The 17,172-nt window shown below is 69.1% G+C and carries 15 protein-coding genes and 2 pseudogenes; 8 read left to right on the top strand and 9 right to left on the bottom strand.

From position 1 onward, the window contains the following. The first annotated feature begins 89 nt into the window (after positions 1 to 89). The 3 genes from secG to pgi all read left to right on the top strand — a co-directional run bounded on the left by secG (position 90) and on the right by pgi (position 2,603). Positions 90 to 326 (top strand): preprotein translocase subunit SecG, encoded by a 237-nt coding sequence (secG, locus tag ABZV38_RS04840; RefSeq protein ID WP_356324553.1) that lies wholly within the window; start codon positions 90 to 92, stop codon positions 324 to 326. A 109-nt stretch (positions 327 to 435) separates the two neighbouring features. Further along, positions 436 to 771 (top strand): RNA polymerase-binding protein RbpA, encoded by a 336-nt coding sequence (locus ABZV38_RS04835; RefSeq protein WP_078852825.1) that lies wholly within the window; start codon positions 436 to 438, stop codon positions 769 to 771. 155 nt (positions 772 to 926) lie between these two features. Next, on the top strand, positions 927 to 2,603 hold the full coding sequence (gene pgi, locus ABZV38_RS04830; RefSeq protein ID WP_356324551.1) for a glucose-6-phosphate isomerase: 1,677 nt from the start codon (positions 927 to 929) through the stop codon (positions 2,601 to 2,603). A gap of 262 nt (positions 2,604 to 2,865) precedes the next feature. Here the strand turns inward: pgi and ABZV38_RS04825 are convergent. The 6 genes and pseudogenes from ABZV38_RS04825 to tkt all read right to left on the bottom strand — a co-directional run bounded on the left by ABZV38_RS04825 (position 2,866) and on the right by tkt (position 9,898). Further along, positions 2,866 to 3,226, bottom strand: a pseudogene (locus ABZV38_RS04825) (VOC family protein). A gap of 80 nt (positions 3,227 to 3,306) precedes the next feature. Further along, entirely contained in the window at positions 3,307 to 4,089 is a 783-nt protein-coding gene (pgl, locus tag ABZV38_RS04820) for a 6-phosphogluconolactonase (RefSeq protein ID WP_356324549.1), read from the bottom strand. Continuing rightward, on the bottom strand, positions 4,086 to 5,108 hold the full coding sequence (gene opcA, locus ABZV38_RS04815; protein ID WP_356324547.1) for a glucose-6-phosphate dehydrogenase assembly protein OpcA: 1,023 nt from the start codon (positions 5,106 to 5,108) through the stop codon (positions 4,086 to 4,088). Before opcA ends, pgl begins: the two co-directional genes overlap by 4 nt. Then, complete coding sequence (gene zwf / locus ABZV38_RS04810) at positions 5,105 to 6,637, bottom strand: glucose-6-phosphate dehydrogenase (RefSeq protein WP_356324545.1); 1,533 nt, start codon at positions 6,635 to 6,637, stop codon at positions 5,105 to 5,107. Before zwf ends, opcA begins: the two co-directional genes overlap by 4 nt. 5 nt (positions 6,638 to 6,642) lie before the next feature. Further along, complete coding sequence (gene tal, locus ABZV38_RS04805; protein WP_356324543.1) at positions 6,643 to 7,761, bottom strand: transaldolase; 1,119 nt, start codon at positions 7,759 to 7,761, stop codon at positions 6,643 to 6,645. A 34-nt stretch (positions 7,762 to 7,795) separates the two neighbouring features. Further along, positions 7,796 to 9,898 (bottom strand): transketolase, encoded by a 2,103-nt coding sequence (tkt, locus tag ABZV38_RS04800; protein WP_356324540.1) that lies wholly within the window; start codon positions 9,896 to 9,898, stop codon positions 7,796 to 7,798. 400 nt (positions 9,899 to 10,298) lie between these two features. On the opposite strand from tkt, the gene ABZV38_RS04795 reads away from it, so the two are divergent. The 3 genes and pseudogenes from ABZV38_RS04795 to ABZV38_RS04785 form a co-directional block, all read left to right on the top strand. Continuing rightward, positions 10,299 to 11,252 (top strand): heme o synthase, encoded by a 954-nt coding sequence (locus ABZV38_RS04795; RefSeq protein ID WP_356324539.1) that lies wholly within the window; start codon positions 10,299 to 10,301, stop codon positions 11,250 to 11,252. A 95-nt stretch (positions 11,253 to 11,347) separates the two neighbouring features. After that, entirely contained in the window at positions 11,348 to 11,707 is a 360-nt protein-coding gene (locus tag ABZV38_RS04790; RefSeq protein ID WP_356324537.1) for a hypothetical protein, read from the top strand. Between the two features lie 120 nt (positions 11,708 to 11,827). Next, positions 11,828 to 12,075, top strand: a pseudogene (locus ABZV38_RS04785) (amidohydrolase); the annotation flags it as partial. Between the two features lie 2 nt (positions 12,076 to 12,077). Here ABZV38_RS04785 and ABZV38_RS04780 read toward each other — a convergent pair. The 3 genes from ABZV38_RS04780 to ABZV38_RS04770 all read right to left on the bottom strand — a co-directional run bounded on the left by ABZV38_RS04780 (position 12,078) and on the right by ABZV38_RS04770 (position 14,861). Beyond that, positions 12,078 to 13,091, bottom strand: a complete 1,014-nt coding sequence (locus tag ABZV38_RS04780) for a COX15/CtaA family protein (protein WP_356324535.1) — start codon at positions 13,089 to 13,091, stop codon at positions 12,078 to 12,080. Positions 13,092 to 13,170: 79 nt separating this feature from the next. Beyond that, on the bottom strand, positions 13,171 to 13,938 hold the full coding sequence (locus ABZV38_RS04775; protein ID WP_356324533.1) for an ABC transporter permease: 768 nt from the start codon (positions 13,936 to 13,938) through the stop codon (positions 13,171 to 13,173). Further along, on the bottom strand, positions 13,935 to 14,861 hold the full coding sequence (locus tag ABZV38_RS04770; RefSeq protein ID WP_356324531.1) for an ABC transporter ATP-binding protein: 927 nt from the start codon (positions 14,859 to 14,861) through the stop codon (positions 13,935 to 13,937). The genes ABZV38_RS04775 and ABZV38_RS04770 overlap by 4 nt, the downstream gene beginning before the upstream one ends. A gap of 136 nt (positions 14,862 to 14,997) precedes the next feature. Between ABZV38_RS04770 and ABZV38_RS04765 the strand changes: the two genes are divergently transcribed. Together ABZV38_RS04765 and sufB are read left to right on the top strand one after the other, a co-directional pair. Beyond that, positions 14,998 to 15,738, top strand: coding sequence for a metalloregulator ArsR/SmtB family transcription factor (locus ABZV38_RS04765; protein ID WP_356324529.1), 741 nt, complete (start codon positions 14,998 to 15,000; stop codon positions 15,736 to 15,738). Further along, the gene (sufB, locus tag ABZV38_RS04760) at positions 15,735 to 17,156 is read left to right on the top strand and encodes a Fe-S cluster assembly protein SufB (RefSeq protein WP_356324527.1); all 1,422 of its coding nucleotides are present in this window, start codon (positions 15,735 to 15,737) and stop codon (positions 17,154 to 17,156) included. Before ABZV38_RS04765 ends, sufB begins: the two co-directional genes overlap by 4 nt. The last annotated feature ends 16 nt before the right edge of the window (positions 17,157 to 17,172 follow it).

Below are 17,172 nucleotides of genomic sequence, written 5' to 3'. Positions count from 1 at the left end.
GGGGCCGAGGAGGTGCGTCCTCCCGGTCCCCGTTGTCCGTCAGATCCGTTAGAGCAGTCCAAGGGAATTCCGGAAAGTAGGGACCAGCCGTGGTTATGGGGTTCTCGATCGCCCTGATCGTCTTCAGCCTGCTGCTGATGATGCTGGTGCTGATGCACAAGGGAAAGGGCGGCGGCCTCTCCGACATGTTCGGTGGCGGTATGCAGTCGTCCGTCGGCGGCTCGTCGGTCGCCGAGCGAAACCTCGACCGGATCACCGTGGTGGTCGGTCTGGGATGGTTCGCGTGCATTATCGTGCTTGGTCTGCTGATGAAGCTGGACAACTGACCCGCCGTCCGCGATTCCCGGTGAGGGTGTAACTCCTTTCACTGGACGCGCGTTGGGCCTTACGTAGACTGGGGCATCTTCGAGCACCATCACGCAGGGAGTTACGACCGTGGCAAGTGGCAACGCGATCCGGGGAAGCCGGGTCGGAGCGGGGCCGATGGGGGAGGCCGAGCGGGGCGAGTCCGCGCCGCGCCTCCGCATCTCCTTCTGGTGCTCGAACGGGCACGAGACGCAGCCGAGCTTCGCCAGTGACGCGCAGACACCGGAGACTTGGGACTGCCCGCGCTGTGGTTTCCCGGCCGGCCAGGACCGGGACAATCCGCCGGACCCGCCGCGCACCGAACCGTACAAGACGCACCTCGCGTATGTACGTGAGCGGCGCAGCGATGCGGACGGGGAGGCCATCCTCGCCGAGGCCCTCGCAAAACTCCGAGGCGAGATCTAAGAGTTGTTCACCGGCCGGTCACCCCCAGGGTGGCCGGCCGGAGTGCATTTGTCGGCGCCGCAGCTCTCTGTCGCCTCGTCCGCCTCCCTGATCAATTAAGTTGGAAGGGCAGCGGGGCATGTGCAAGCACGAGAAGAAGTGGGCTGATATCCGGGATGAACGCACAAAGCCGAACCAAGCTCAATCAGACGCCCGAATGGACCGCTCTCGGCAAGCACCGTGAGCAGCTCGGTGAGACCCATCTGCGGCAGCTGTTCGCGGACGATGCCGAGCGCGGCACCGGATATGCGCTCCGGGTCGGCGATCTGTATCTCGACTACTCCAAGCACCTGGTCACCGACGAGACGCTCCGGCTGCTGCGCGAGCTCGCCGACGCCACCGGAGTCGCCGAGCTGCGGGACGCCATGTTCCGTGGCGAGAAGATCAACACCACCGAGGACCGCGCCGTCCTGCATACCGCGCTGCGCGCCCCGCGCGACGCGGTCGTCGAGGTCGACGGCGAGAACGTGGTGCCCGCCGTGCACGCCGTGCTCGACAAGATGGCGGCTTTCGCCGACCGCGTCAGGTCGGGGGAGTGGACCGGTCACACCGGCAAGCGGATCAAGAACGTCGTCAACATCGGCATCGGTGGTTCCGACCTCGGCCCCGCCATGGCGTACGAGGTGCTGCGCTCCTTCACGGACCGCTCGCTCACCGTCCGCTTCGTGTCCAACGTCGACGGCGCCGACCTGCACGAGGCCGTCCGCGACCTCGACCCGGCCGAGACGCTCTTCATCATCGCGTCGAAGACGTTCACCACGATCGAGACCATCACCAATGCCACCTCCGCCCGTGACTGGCTGCTGACCGGTCTGCGCGCCGACCAGGACGCCGTCGCGAGGCACTTTGTGGCACTGTCGACGAACGCCGAGAAGGTCGCGGACTTCGGCATCGACACCGCCAACATGTTCGAGTTCTGGGACTGGGTCGGCGGCCGTTACTCGTACGACTCCGCCATCGGCCTCTCGCTGATGATCGCCATCGGCCCGGGCCGGTTCCGCGAGATGCTCGACGGCTTCCACCTCGTCGACGAACACTTCCGCACCGCCCCTCCGGAGGCCAACGCCCCGCTGCTGCTCGGCCTGCTGGGCGTCTGGTACGGCGCGTTCTTCGACGCCCAGGCGCACGCCGTGCTGCCGTACAGCCACTATCTGTCCAAGTTCACCGCCTACTTGCAGCAGCTGGACATGGAGTCCAACGGCAAGTCCGTGGACCGGGACGGCCATCCGGTCGAGTGGCAGACCGGTCCGGTCGTCTGGGGTACGCCCGGCACCAACGGGCAGCACGCCTACTACCAGCTGATCCACCAGGGCACCAAGGTCATCCCGGCCGACTTCATCGGCTTCGTCGAGCCGGTCGCCGATCTGCTGCCCGGGCTGGTCGCCCAGCACGATCTGCTGATGGCCAACTTCTTCGCCCAGACCCAGGCGCTCGCCTTCGGCAAGACGCCGGACGAGGTCCGTGCGGAGGGCGTCGCCGAGGAGCTCGTGCCGCACAAGACGTTCCGGGGAAACCACCCCACGACCACGATCCTGGCCGACCGGCTGACGCCGTCCGTCCTCGGCCAGCTGATCGCGCTGTACGAGCACAAGGTCTTCGTCCAGGGCGCCATCTGGAACATCGACTCGTTCGACCAGTGGGGCGTCGAGCTCGGCAAGGTCCTCGCGAAGAAGATCGAACCGGTGCTGACCGGCACCGCGACATCAGCCGGTGCCGCGGCGGGGGGCGCCGAGCAGCTGGACAGCTCGACCGCCGCGCTGGTCGCCGCGTACCGCACACGCAGGGGTCGCTGAGCCGGATGACTACGGGGGAGAGGGCGGTACGGCTCCGGCCGTGGAACAGCACGCCGGATCCGAGTGCCGTCGCCCGGTGGCGGCCCAGTGGCTGTCGACCGCGGCAGTCCCGGCGCGGCGTGCGCCGCCCCCTTCCCCCGTCGCCGGCCCGTACGGTGCCGACGAAACCCCCGACGCCCGAGGCCTCGATCTGGCCTCCGAAGCCGCACCAGGGCCGCCGGAGCCCTTTCTGGCGCGCACCCCGCCGGGCCGTGCGGTCCGGTCAGCCGTGTGTCGTGTCGATGACGCAGAAGCGGTTGCCCTCGGTGTCCGCGAGCACCACGAAGTCCGGGTCCTGCGGATACAGCTGCCAGTCGACCCGGGCCGCCCCGAGCGTGAGCAGCCGCTCCACCTCGGCGTCCTGTTCCTCGGTGTACAGATCCAGATGGACCCGGGGGACCTCCTGCAGGGGGGGACTCGCTCAGCCCCAGGGACAGTCCGATGCCCTGCCCGTCGGCCGGTACCAGCACCACCCAGTCGTCCGTCGCCGGTTCGCGCTCCACATAGCTGAGCGCCGCCGTCCAGAAGGCGGCCGCCCTACGGACGTCCGACGCACCCATCACCACGGTTCCGATACGCACCATGGCCGGAGCCTTTCACGGCGAAGGCCCGGTCCGCTCCTGAGAGCGGACCGGGCCCGATGTACAGCAGTACTGACGACCGCTCAGGGAGAGGCCGGCGGATACAGCGCGCGCGGCAGCCGCGAGGCCGCCGCCGCGTCCAGCAGCCACAGGGTCCGGCTGCGTCCGTACGCGCCCGCCGCCGGGGCCTGGATCTCCCCGGCACCCGACAGCGCGATCTCCGCGGCCTCCGCCTTGTCCTCGCCCGCCGCGAGCAGCCACACCTCGCGCGCCGCCCGGATCGCGGGCAGCGTCAGCGAGACCCGGGTGGGTGGCGGCTTGGGAGCGCCGTGCACACCGACGACGGTGCGCTCGGTCTCCCGTACCGCGGGCAGCTCCGGGAAGAGTGACGCGACATGCGTGTCCGGGCCCACGCCCAGCATCAGCACATCGAACGTCGGTACCGGGCCGTGGTCCTCCGGACGGGCCGCGGCGGCCAGTTCGTCGGCGTACGCGGCCGCTGCGTCATCGGCGTCGTTGCCGCAGGGGCCGTCCGACGCGGGCATCGCATGGACCCGGGACGGGTCCAGCGGCACCGAGTCCAGCAGGGCCTTGCGGGCCTGCGTGACATTGCGCTCCGAATCGCCCTCCGGCAGGAACCGCTCGTCGCCCCACCACAGTTCGAGCCGCGACCAGTCGATCGCGTCCCGGGCGGGCGCCTCGGCGAGAGCGGCCAGCAGGCCGTTTCCGTTGCGTCCGCCGGTGAGCACCACCGAGGCGTGACCGCGCGCGGCCTGGGCGTCCACGATCTTCGTGATCAGCCGGGCCGCGGCGGCCTGCGCCATCAGATCCTTGTCGCGGTGCACGACAAGTTGAGGGGCACTCACTTCGCTGTCGCCTTCTTCGCCGCAGTCTTCTTCGCGGCTGCCGGTGCGGTGGCGGTGGCGGGCTTCTCCGGCTCGGCGGCCTTAGGCTCCGCCGCGCCGCCGAGCCGGTCCACGCCGAACTTCACCGCGGACGCGTAGATGTTGTCCGGGTCGAGACGCCGCAGTTCCTCGGCGAGCAGTTCGGCGGTCTCCCGTCGCTTGAGCGCCACCGCGCGGTCCGGCTGCCCCTCCATGGAGAGCGTGGCCAGCGAACCGTCGGGCCGGTCCAGGACGATGGTGCCGTCCTTGGTCTGCATCCGTACGGCCGTCAGACCGGGACCGGCGGACTGCGTGCGCTCCACCGGCACGCCCAGCCGGTCCGCGAGCCACATGGCGAGCAGCTCACAGCTCGGGTTCTCGGACTCGCCCTCGACCGTCGCCGAGACGACCTCGACGGGCTTCTGGTCGAGTGCGGCCGCGAGCATCGAGCGCCACGGCGTGATGCGGGTCCAGGACAGATCGGTGTCGCCCGGGGTGTACGACTGGGCGCGCACCGCGAGTTCGGCGCTCGGTTGCTCCGCCGAATATGCGTCCGTGATCCGGCGCTGGGCGAGTGCGCCCAGTGGATCATTGGCCGGGTCCTCGGGCGCGTCCTCGGGCCACCACACCACGACCGGGGCGTCCGGCAGCAGCAGTGGCAGGACCACCGACTGGGCGTGGTTGGCAAGTTCACCGTGCAGTCGCAGCACGATGGTCTCGCCGGAACTCGAGTCGGAACCGACCCGCACCTCGGCGTCGAGCCGTGCGTCGCGCCGGCTGCGCGGCGAACGGCTGACCCGCTTGATCACCGCGATGATGCGCGAGGGGTGCTCGCGCGAGGAGTCGCCGGCCGCCTTCAGAGCGTCGTACGCGTTCTCCTCGTCGGTGACGATCACCAGGGTCAGCACCATGCCGACGGCCGGGGAGCCGGCGGCACGCCGGGCCGACACCAGCGCCTGGTTGATCTTGCTGGAAGTGGTTTCCGTGAGATCGATCTTCATGGCCGACGCCAGCTCCGTCCGTCTCGTGCGAGCATCTCGTCCGCCTCGGCCGGACCCCAGGTGCCCGCACCGTACTGCGCGGGCTTGCCGTGCTTGTCCCAGTATTCCTCGATCGGGTCGAGGATGTTCCAGGAGAGTTCGACCTCCTGGTGGCGGGGGAAGAGGTTGGCGTCGCCCAGCAGCACATCGAGGATGAGCCGCTCGTACGCCTCCGGGCTGGACTCCGTGAAGGACTCGCCGTAGGCGAAGTCCATCGTGACGTCCCGGACCTCCATCGAGGTGCCGGGGACCTTGGAGCCGAACCGCACCGTGACGCCCTCGTCCGGCTGTACCCGGATGACCAGAGCATTGCCGCCCAGCTCCTCCGTCGCACTGGACTCGAAGGGCAGATACGGCGCGCGCTTGAAGACGACCGCGATCTCGGTGACCCGGCGGCCGAGCCGCTTTCCGGTCCGGAGGTAGAATGGCACGCCCGCCCAGCGGCGGTTGTTGATCGTCAGCTTGATCGCGGCATAGGTGTCGGTCTTCGACTTGGGGTCGATACCGTCCTCCTCGAGGTAGCCGAGCGCTTCCTCGCCGCCCTGCCACGCGTTCGCGTACTGGCCGCGCACGGTGTGCTTGCCCAGATCCTCCGGCAGCTCCACCGCCGTGAGCACCTTGAGCTTCTCGGTGACCAGGGCCTTCGGGTGGAAGGAGCCGGGCTCCTCCATCGCCGTCAGCGCCAGCAGCTGGAGCAGGTGGTTCTGGATGACGTCACGGGCTGCCCCGATGCCGTCGTAGTAGCCGGCCCGGCCGCCGATGCCGATGTCCTCGGCCATCGTGATCTGGACATGGTCGACGTACGACCGGTTCCAGATCGGCTCGAACATCGTGTTGGCGAAGCGCAGCGCCAGGATGTTCTGGACCGTCTCCTTGCCCAGGTAGTGGTCGATGCGGAAGACCTCGTTGGGCGGGAACACATCGTGCACGAGCTGGTTGAGCTCCTGCGCGCTGGCGAGGTCGTGGCCGAACGGCTTCTCGATGACGGCGCGCCGCCAGGAGCCCTCCTTCTGGTCCGCCAGCCCGTGCTTCTTGAGCTGCTGGACGACCTTCGGGAAGAACTTCGGCGGCACGGACAGGTAGAAGGCGAAGTTGCCGCCCGTGCCCTGCTCCTTGTCGAGCTCCTGGATGGTGGTCTTGAGGGTCTCGAAGGCCGCGTCGTCGTCGAAGTTGCCCTGGACGAAGCGCATCCCCTGGATGAGCTGCTGCCAGACCTCCTCACGGAACTGCGTACGCGCGTGCTGCTTGACGGCGTCGTGGACCTCCTGCGCGAAGTCCTCGTCGTGCCACTCACGGCGCGCGAAGCCGACGAGCGAGAAGCCCGGCGGCAACAGGCCGCGGTTGGCCAGGTCGTAGATGGCGGGCATCAGCTTTTTGCGGGACAAATCGCCCGTGACGCCAAAGATGACCAGGCCCGACGGCCCCGCGATACGCGGGAGCCGGCGGTCCTGGGCGTCACGGAGCGGGTTGGCTCCGGGAACACCAGACAAAGTGGTCAGCCCTCCGAAGGGGCGAGGCGCTTGAGTTCCGCCTCGGTGGAGTTGAGCAGATCGATCCAGGACGCCTCGAACTTCTCGACGCCCTCGTCCTCGAGGAGCTGCACGACGTCGTCGTAGGAGATTCCGAGCTTCCCGATGGCGTCGAGCTCGGCCTGCGCCTGCGCGTAGGTGCCGGCGATGGTGTCGCCGGTGATCTCCCCGTGGTCGGCCGTGGCCTCCAGGGTGGCCTCGGGCATGGTGTTCACCGTGCCGGGGGCGACCAGGTCGACGACGTACAGCGTGTCCTTGTACGCGGGGTCCTTCACGCCGGTGGAGGCCCACAGCGGACGCTGCTTGTTGGCCCGCGCCTTGTCCAGGGCGGCCCAGCGGTCGGAGGAGAAGACCTCCTCGTACGCCTGGTAAGCCAGCCGGGCGTTGGCGAGCGCCGCCTTGCCCTTGAGCGCCTTGGCCTCGTCGGTGCCCAGCGCATCGAGTCGCTTGTCGATCTCGGAGTCCACGCGGGACACGAAGAACGAAGCCACCGAGTGGATCTTGGAGAGGTCCAGGCCCGCGGCCTTCGCCTTCTCCAGGCCCGCCAAGTAGGCGTCCATGACCGCGCGGTAGCGCTCCAGCGAGAAGATCAGCGTGACGTTGACGCTGATGCCCTTGCCGATGACCTCGGTGATCGCCGGCAGACCGGCCTTCGTCGCGGGGATCTTGATAAGCGTGTTCGGCCGGTCCACCAGCCAGGCGAGCTGCTTGGCCTCGGCGATCGTGGCGTCGGTGTGGTGGGCCAGCCGCGGGTCGACCTCGATGGAGACCCGGCCGTCCTGGCCGTCCGTGGCGTCGAAGACCGGACGCAGGATGTCGGCGGCGTCACGGACGTCCGCCGTCGTGATCATGCGGATGGCCTCGTCGACCGTGACCTTGCGCGTGGCGAGGTCGGTGAGCTGCTGCTCGTAACCGTCGCCGTGCGAGATCGCCTTCTGGAAGATCGACGGGTTGGTGGTGACGCCCACGACGTGCTGCTGGTCGATCAGTTCGGCGAGGTTGCCGGAGGTGATCCGCTTGCGCGACAGGTCATCGAGCCAGATCGCCACGCCCTCGTCGGAGAGGCGCTTGAGTGCGTCTGTCATGAGAATTGCATCTCCTACTAGTCGTATAACGGCGTCAGCGCGTGACGTCGGCGAGAGATTCCCGCGCTGCGGCGGCCACGTGCTCGCCGGTGAAGCCGAACTCGCGGAAGAGGACCTTGGCATCGGCCGAGGCACCGAAGTGCTCCAGCGAGACGATCCGGCCGGCGTCACCGACGTACCGGTGCCAGGTCAGGCCGATGCCCGCCTCGACGGCGACGCGGGCCTTCACGGACGGCGGCAGAACGCTGTCCTTGTACGCCTGGTCCTGCTCCTCGAACCACTCGACCGACGGCATCGACACGACCCGGGTCGGGATGCCGGCCGCCTGCAGCTCCTCGCGCGCCTCGACGGCGAGGTGCACCTCGGAACCGGTGCCGATCAGGAGGACCTGCGGCTCCGCGCTCTGCCCGTCGGTCCCTTCGGAGTCGAAGAGCACGTAGCCGCCCTTGGCCGCGTCCTCGTTCGCCTCGTACGTCGGCACGCCCTGGCGGGTCAGCGCCAGACCGTGCGGGGCTCCCTTGCCGAACACCTTGGTGTAGCGGCGCATGATCTCGCGCCAGGCGATGGAGGTCTCGTTGGCGTCGGCCGGGCGAACGACGTTCAGGCCCGGGATGGCGCGCAGCGAGGCCAGGTGCTCCACCGGCTGGTGGGTCGGGCCGTCCTCGCCGAGACCGATCGAGTCGTGCGTCCACACGTGCGTCACCGGCAGGTGCATCAGCGCGGACAGACGCACGGCGTTGCGCATGTAGTCGGAGAACACCAGGAAGGTGCCGCCGTAGATGCGGGTGTTGCCGTGCAGTGCGATGCCGTTCATGGTCGCGGCCATGGCGTGCTCGCGGATACCGAAGTGGATCGTTCGGCCGTACGGGTCCGCGCCCGGCAGCGGGTTGCCCGCCGGGAGGAACGACGACGTCTTGTCGATCGTGGTGTTGTTCGAGCCCGCGAGGTCGGCGGAGCCGCCCCACAGCTCGGGGATGATCTCGCCGAGCGCCTGGAGCACCTTGCCGGAGGCGGCGCGGGTGGCGACCGCCTTGCCCGGCTCGAAGACGGGAAGCTTGTCCTCCCAGCCCGCGGGCAGCTCGCCCGCCGCGATCCGGTCGAACTCGGCGGCGCGCTCCGGGTTGGCGGTGCGCCACGCGGCGAAGGTCTTCTCCCACGCGGCCTTGGCCTCGCGGCCCCGGTCCAGCGCCTCACGGGTGTGCGAGATAACCTCGTCGGAGACCTCGAAGGTCTTCTCCGGGTCGAAGCCCAGGACCTTCTTGGTTGCGGCGACCTCGTCGTCGCCGAGCGCCGAGCCGTGCGAGGCCTCGGTGTTCTGGGCGTGCGGGGCCGGCCAGGCGATGATCGAGCGGGCCGCGATGAACGACGGGCGCTCGGTCTCGGCCTTGGCCGCCTGCAGTGCGTTGTACAGACCCACCGGGTCCAGGTCGCCGCTGGGCAGCTGGGCGACGCGCTGGACGTGCCAGCCGTACGCCTCGTACCGCTTCAGGGTGTCCTCGGAGACCGCGGTCTCCGTGTCGCCCTCGATGGAGATGTGGTTGTCGTCCCAGAGCAGGACCAGGTTGCCGAGCTTCTGGTGCCCGGCCAGCGAGGACGCCTCCGCGGAGATGCCCTCCTGCAGGCAGCCGTCACCGGCGATGACCCAGACCATGTGGTCGAACGGGGAGGTGCCGGGAGCCGCCTCCGGGTCGAACAGACCGCGCTCGTAGCGGGCGGCCATGGCCATGCCCACGGCGTTGGCGACACCCTGGCCCAGCGGGCCCGTCGTCGTCTCGACGCCGGTGGTGTGGCCGTACTCCGGGTGCCCGGGGGTCTTCGAACCCCAGGTACGGAACGCCTTGAGGTCATCGAGCTCCAGGCCGTAGCCGGCCAGGTAGAGCTGGATGTACAGGGTCAGGCTGGTGTGGCCCGCAGAGAGCACGAACCGGTCGCGGCCCGTCCACTGCGCGTCGGCGGGGTCGTGCCGCATCACCTTCTGGAAGAGGGTGTACGCGGCGGGAGCCAGGCTCATCGCCGTACCCGGGTGGCCGTTTCCGACCTTCTGTACGGCGTCGGCGGCAAGGACGCGGACAGTGTCCACGGCCCGCTGGTCCAATTCGGTCCACTGGAGGTCTGTGGTGGTCGGCTTGGTGCTCACCCTGAGTCAGGGCTCCTCTCCACTGTTGTAAACCGGTGACTGTGACCGCACCGGACATTGTCGAGCCTACCCCCGACAGAAGCCGCAATTTCCGGGTGCTTTCCAGGGTGCAGGCCACCCGCGGAGTTCGCCTCCCGTATGAGCGGGACGGCTCACTTCTGCGCTACTCCGATGAGCGCGACCGGCTACTTCTGCGTTACTCCGATGAGCGCCACTCCATACTTATGCGCCTCTTCCGAACGGCACTTCTGCACTGCTCCGGTGCGGCACTTCCGCGCCACTCCAACACGACGCCACCCCCGCGAAGAACGGCCTGTCCCCAACGTCTACAGTGGTCTGGTTCGCGCAAGTCTTCACTGGGCCTTCATGCCCGGAGCTTGCTGGGATTTCTCTGTCAGGGGTGTGCGTGACGGCCGTCGAGTCCCGACCCGCAGGGGTCGCCTTGACTCCGAGCCCAGGGGGCCATCGCCCGTTCGGGGCCCGTATCAAGGCATTCGTGGCGCTGACCAAGCCGCGGATCATCGAGCTGTTGCTGATCACCACTGTTCCGGTGATGTTCCTGGCCGCTCAAGGTGTGCCCGACCTGTGGCTCGTACTCACCACCACCATCGGCGGATTTCTCTCCGCGGGCGGTGCCAACGCGCTCAACATGTACATCGACCGCGACATCGACGCGTTGATGGACCGTACGTCACAACGCCCGCTGGTGACCGGCATGGTGAGCCCGCGCGAGTGCCTGGCCTTCGGCATCGCCCTCGCAGTGATCTCGACGGTCTGGTTCGGACTGCTGGTCAACTGGCTGTCCGCCGCGCTGTCGCTCGGCGCGCTGCTCTTCTACGTCGTCGTCTACACGATGCTGCTGAAGCGCCGCACCTCGCAGAACATCGTCTGGGGCGGCATCGCGGGCTGCATGCCGGTGCTCATCGGCTGGTCCGCCGTGACGAACTCCATGTCGTGGGCCGCCGTCATCCTCTTCGCCGTCATCTTCTTCTGGACGCCGCCGCACTACTGGCCGCTGTCGATGAAGGTGAAGGACGACTACGCCCGGGTCGGCGTTCCGATGCTTCCGGTCATCGCCTCCAATCGGGTGGTGGCCCGCCAGATCGTCCTCTACAGCTGGGTGATGGTGGCCGTCTCGCTGCTGCTGACCCCACTCGGCTACACCGGCTGGTTCTACACCTCGGTGGCGCTGCTGACCGGCGGGTTCTGGCTCTGGGAGGCACACGGCCTGCAGAACCGGGCCAAGGCCGGGGTGTCCGGAGCGAAGCTGAAGGAGATGCGACTGTTCCACTGGTCGATCACCTATGTTTCGCTGCTGTTCGTCGCTGTCGCGGTGGACCCCTTCCTGCGGTAGTTCCGCTTCTGCTCCTGCCGACGGGCGGGCGACGTGGCCCATGCCACGTCGCCCGCCCGTCGCCAGTTGATCTACCCATCGGTAGCATCCGTTGCATGGCAGAGACGGCAGAGACCCAGCAGGTTGACGACAGCAAGCAGGCCGCCCGCGCGGAGCGCAAGGCAGCCAGGCTCGCCAAGCAGATCGGCGCCTTCGCCAAGGCGCACGGCGGCGCCGAGGGGCAGCTCGCCTACATCGGGCAGATGGGCACCCGCATCGTCCTGGTCGGCGAGGACGGCGGCTGGGGCGACCTGGTCGCCCCGTCGTACGCGGTCGCCGAGAGCGCCACCGCGAAGGCCGGTATCACCATGCACGAGTCCTTCGACGGCGAGTTCGCCGCCAAGGTCCGCACCGGCCCGTACGAGTGGACGCGGATGGCCGGGATCCAGGTCGGCGGCCCGTCCAACAAGGCCTGACCGGTCGCCCGGGCGCACTCGAAGGGCGCGCGGGGCGCATCCCGGTGGTGCGGGAGCAACACCTGACACCGGGGTCACCCGTTAGGACGTGTACACACACGTTGCCGCAGGGAGCCCCGGATGACCGACATACTGCCCGTGGCGGATCTGGTCGACCAGCACGGCCACGGGGTGCTCCGCACCGAGCTGGGTCTCGGCACCTTCGAGGCCCGGCCGCGACGGCCGTCGCGGCCGGCGGGCGGCCCGCCCCCGGCACCACTTTCTTCGACACCCAGACCGGCCTCGCCGTGCGCCGCTGGTGCCCGCCGCTGCTGGGCCTCGAACCCCACTGCCCGCCGGCCGGCTATCTGGCCCGCCGCCGGGAACTCGCTCAGCCGGCGGCTGCGGGCTCCGGAGTTTCGACGGCGGGGCCGGGGACAGGGGCGACGGCCGAGGGGCGCTCGCGCAGCGACAGCAGGACCCGCAGGACTGCGATCCACACCAGGCACGAGCCGAGCATGTGCAGCCCGACCAGGATCTCCGGGGTGTCGGTGAAGTACTGGACGTAACCGATCACGCCCTGCGCCATCAGCACCAGGAAGAGATCGCGGGTGCGGCGCTGCGGCCCGACCCGCGCGCCGACGGCCTTCAGTACGAACCAGAGCGCCACCGTCAGCGCCACCACGACCCATGCGAGATCGGCGTGCAGCTGCGCGATCATCTTCCAGTCGAGCGGGATGCGGTGGACATCGCTGGAGTCGCCCGCGTGCCGTCCGGCACCCGTGACGACCGTGCCGACCGCGATCAGCAGACCGGCCGCGGCCGTCAGCAGCCAGGTCAGCTGCGAGACTGCCCTGCCCACCAGCGGACGGGGCTCGGCGTCGCCCTCACGGACCCGCTGCCAGGTCACCACAGCGACCGTGAGCAGTGCGGTGGAGAGCAGGAAGTGCGCCGCGACGGTGTACGGGTTGAGGCCGACCAGCACCACGATGCCGCCGAGCACCGCATTGCCCATGACCACCCAGAACTGCGCCCAGCCGAGCCGGGTGACGCTGCGCCGCCACGGCTTCGCCGAGCGGGCGGCGATGATCGTCCAGCCGACCGCCGCGCACAGGACGTAGGTGAGCATCCGGTTGCCGAACTCGATGGCGCCGTGGAAGCCCATCGCGCTGGTCGTCGTCAGGGACTCGTCGGTGCACTTGGGCCAGGTCGGGCAGCCGAGACCGGAGCCGGTGAGCCGGACAGCGCCGCCGGTCACCACGATGAGCACGGCCATCACGACGGCCGACATCGCCGCGCGGCGGACCGTCCGGGGGGACGGAGTCCAGCGTCCGGCGATGCAGAGAAGCGGGTTCCGCGCGGCTTGAGCGACTTCGGCTCGGGTCAGCTTGGGCACGCGCACCATCGTAAGCGGCGGCTTGTGCAAGGTTTCACGAGGGGGACGAGTTACCCCGAACCGTCGGGACGGAGCGGTCCGCCCGCGGTCATTCCCAGCGGAAGAACTTCGCCGCCGCGCCCAGCCCGAGCACCGCCCAGACCGCGAGGATCCCGAGATCCCGCCACGGCGTCGAGGCGCCGTGCTGGAGCACGTCCCGCAGGCCGTCCGACAGGGCCGCGATCGGCAGCAGCCCGAGCGCCGACTGCACCGCGTCCGGGAACTTGTCCAGCGGCACGATGACCCCGCCGCCGACCAGCAGCAGCAGGAAGACCAGATTGGCGGCGGCGAGCGTCGCCTCCGCCTTCAACGTCCCGGCCATCAGCAGTCCGAGCCCGGAGAAGGCCGCGGTGCCGAGCACGAGGAGCAGCAGGACGGCGAACGGGCTGCCGTGCGGCGACCAGCCCAGCGCGAACGCGATCGCCGTCAGCAGCACGACCTGCAGCACCTCGGTGACCAGCACGGAGAGGGTCTTGGCGGTCATCAGGCCCCAGCGGGGCAGCGGTGAGGCGCCGAGCCGCTTGAGCACGCCGTAGCGCCGCTCGAAACCGGTGCCGATCGCCTGGCCGGTGAAGGCGGTGGACATGACGGCGAGCGCGAGAATGCCGGGCGCCAGGAAGTCGACGGACCTGCCCGCGCCGGTGTCCACGATGTCGACCGCGCTGAACAGCACCAGCAGCAGCGTCGGAATGATCACTGTCAGGAGCAGCTGCTCGCCGTTGCGCAGCAGCATCCGCGTCTCCAGCGCGGCCTGCGTGCCGATCATGCGGGGCAGTGGGGCGGCACCGGGCCGCGGGGCGTACGTACCGGCGCTCATGCGCGCAGCTCCTTGCCGGTCAGTTCCAGGAAGACGTCCTCCAGGGTGTGGCGCTCGACGGCGATGCCGTCCGGCATCACGCCGTGCTGTGCGCACCAGGAGGTGACGGTGGCCAGCAGCTGCGGATCGACCTGGCCGGTGATGCGGTACGCGCCGGTGATGAGCTCGGCCGCCTGCGTGCCGTCGGGCAGCGCCTTCAGCAGCGAACCGAGGTCGAGGCCCGGGCGGCCGGTGAAGCGCAGGGTGTTCTCGGCGCCGCCGCGGCAGAGCGTCTCCGGGCTGCCCTGGGCGATGACCCGGCCCGCGTCGACGATGGCGACATCGTCGGCGAGCTCCGCGGCCTCGTCCATGAAGTGGGTGGTGAGGACCACCGACACTCCGTCGGAGCGCAGCTCCCGTACGAGATCCCAGGTGGAGCGGCGGGCCTGCGGATCGAGGCCCGCGGTCGGCTCGTCCAGGAACACCAGCTCGGGGCGGCCGACGACGGCCATCGCCAGGGCGAGCCGCTGCTGCTGGCCGCCGGACAGCCGCCGGTAGGTCGTACGGCCGCAGCTGCCGAGGCCGAGGCGCTCGATCAGGGCGTCGACGTCGAGCGGGTGGGCGTGGAGTTTCGCCATGTGGCGGAGCATCTCGTCGGCGCGTGCTCCGGAGTGCACACCACCCGACTGCAGCATCACGCCGATCCGGGGCCGGAGCGCGGCCGCGTCGGCGACCGGGTCGAGGCCGAGGACGCGCACGGTGCCCGCGTCGGGCCGGCGGTAGCCCTCGCAGGTCTCGATCGTGGTGGTCTTGCCGGCGCCGTTGGGGCCGAGGACGGCGGTGACCGCACCGGTGCGTACGCCCAGGTCGAGGCCGTCCACCGCGGTTTTGGTGCCGTACCGCTTCACCAGGCCACGGATCTGCACGACCGGCTCGTTCTTCATGGCCGGTAAGTCTAGGCAGCGGTCCGGCGGGCGAGTCCCCCGGGGCCGGATTAGGTAACCCTAAGTGACGAACTCCACCATTGATCGTTTCGGACCGTGGTTGTCAGGGCCGGAGGAATTACGCAACAATGGCGTTGTGAAATACCAGGGCGAGGCTCCGCAGGAGGAACTCGCGACCGGCGAGCGCTCGACGCGCAACCGGGTCGCGCGCTCCATCCTGGACCATGGCCCGTCCACCGTCGCCGACCTGGCGAAGCGCCTCGGGCTGACCCAGGCCGCCGTCCGCCGCCATCTCGACGCCCTCGTCTCCGACGCTGTCGTCGAGGCCCGCGAACAGCGGGTGTACGGGGCGCGGACTCGCGGCCGCCCGGCCAAGGTGTTCGCTCTGACCGACTGTGGCCGGGACGCCTTCGACCAGTCGTACGACAAGCTTGCCGCCGACGCTCTCCGCTGGATCGCCGAGACCTCGGGCGACGAAGCGGTCGTCGCCTTCGTCCGCGCCAGGGCCGCCGCGCAGGCGGTGGTCTACCGCAAGGCGATGGACGCGGCGGACCCCGAGCGGCGCACAGAGGCGCTGGCCAGGGCCTTGTCCGCCGACGGGTACGCTGCTACGGCGCGAAGTGCGCCGGGCCCTCAGCAGGGCGAGCAGCTGTGCCAGCACCACTGCCCGGTCGCACATGTCGCCGAGCAGTTCCCGCAGCTGTGCGAGGCGGAGACGGAGATCTTCTCCAGCCTGCTCGGGACCCATGTGCAGCGTCTGGCCACCATCGCCCACGGCGACGGGGTGTGCACGACGTTCGTACCGCGTGGCGGACCCGCAACCGCACAGACCACCACATCAGCATCTGCAAACACGGCCGGGAGGAACCCCGCATGACGCTCCCCACGGAGACTGCCCACCCTGAGCTCGAGGGTCTGGGTACGTACGAATTCGGCTGGGCCGACTCCGACGCGGCAGGCGCGGCGGCCAAGCGTGGCCTCTCCGAGGCTGTCGTACGCGACATCTCGGCCAAGAAGAACGAGCCCGGGTGGATGCTGAAGCTCCGCCTCAAGGGCCTGCGTCTGTTCGACAAGAAGCCCATGCCGAACTGGGGCTCGGACCTGTCGGGCATCGACTTCGACAACATCAAGTACTTCGTGCGGTCCACCGAGAAGCAGGCGGAGTCCTGGGAGGACCTGCCCGAGGACATCAAGAACACGTACGACAAGCTCGGCATCCCGGAGGCGGAGAAGCAGCGCCTGGTCGCCGGTGTCGCCGCGCAGTACGAGTCCGAGGTCGTCTACCACCAGATCCGTGAGGACCTGGAGGAGCAGGGCGTCATCTTCCTCGACACGGACACCGCGCTGAAGGAGCACCCGGAGCTCTTCAAGGAGTACTTCGGCACCGTCATCCCGGTCGGCGACAACAAGTTCGCCTCGCTGAACTCGGCCGTGTGGTCCGGCGGCTCGTTCATCTACGTGCCGAAGGGTGTCCGCGTCGACATCCCGCTGCAGGCCTACTTCCGCATCAACACGGAGAACATGGGCCAGTTCGAGCGGACGCTGATCATCGTCGACGAGGACGCCTACGTCCACTACGTCGAGGGCTGCACCGCACCGATCTACTCCTCGGACTCGCTGCACTCCGCCGTCGTCGAGATCATCGTGAAGAAGGGCGGCCGCTGCCGCTACACGACGATCCAGAACTGGTCGAACAACGTCTACAACCTGGTCACCAAGCGCGCCGTGGCATACGAGGGCGCGACCATGGAGTGGGTCGACGGCAACATCGGCTCCAAGGTCACCATGAAGTACCCGGCCGTCTACCTGATGGGCGAGCACGCCAAGGGCGAGACGCTCTCCATCGCCTTCGCGGGCGAGGGCCAGCACCAGGACGCCGGATCCAAGATGGTCCACATGGCGCCGAACACCTCCTCCAACATCGTCTCCAAGTCGGTGGCGCGAGGCGGCGGCCGTACCTCGTACCGCGGTCTGGTCGAGATCGGCGAGGGCGCCGCGGGCTCCAAGTCCAACGTGCTGTGCGACGCGCTCCTGGTCGACACGATCTCCCGCTCCGACACATACCCGTACGTGGACGTCCGCGAGGACGACGTGTCCATGGGCCACGAGGCCACCGTCTCCAAGGTCTCCGAGGACCAGCTCTTCTACCTGATGAGCCGCGGTCTGACCGAGTTCGAGGCCATGGCCATGATCGTGCGTGGCTTCGTCGAGCCGATCGCGCGCGAGCTGCCCATGGAGTACGCGCTTGAACTCAACCGGCTGATCGAGCTGCAGATGGAGGGTTCGGTCGGCTAGCACAGCCTGACGACCG

The sequence above is a fragment of the Streptomyces sp. NPDC005181 genome, assembly GCF_040608395.1.
Classification (GTDB): domain Bacteria; phylum Actinomycetota; class Actinomycetes; order Streptomycetales; family Streptomycetaceae; genus Streptomyces.
Note: the sequence above shows the minus strand (reverse complement) of the source record. Positions and strands in the feature narration are given on the sequence as shown.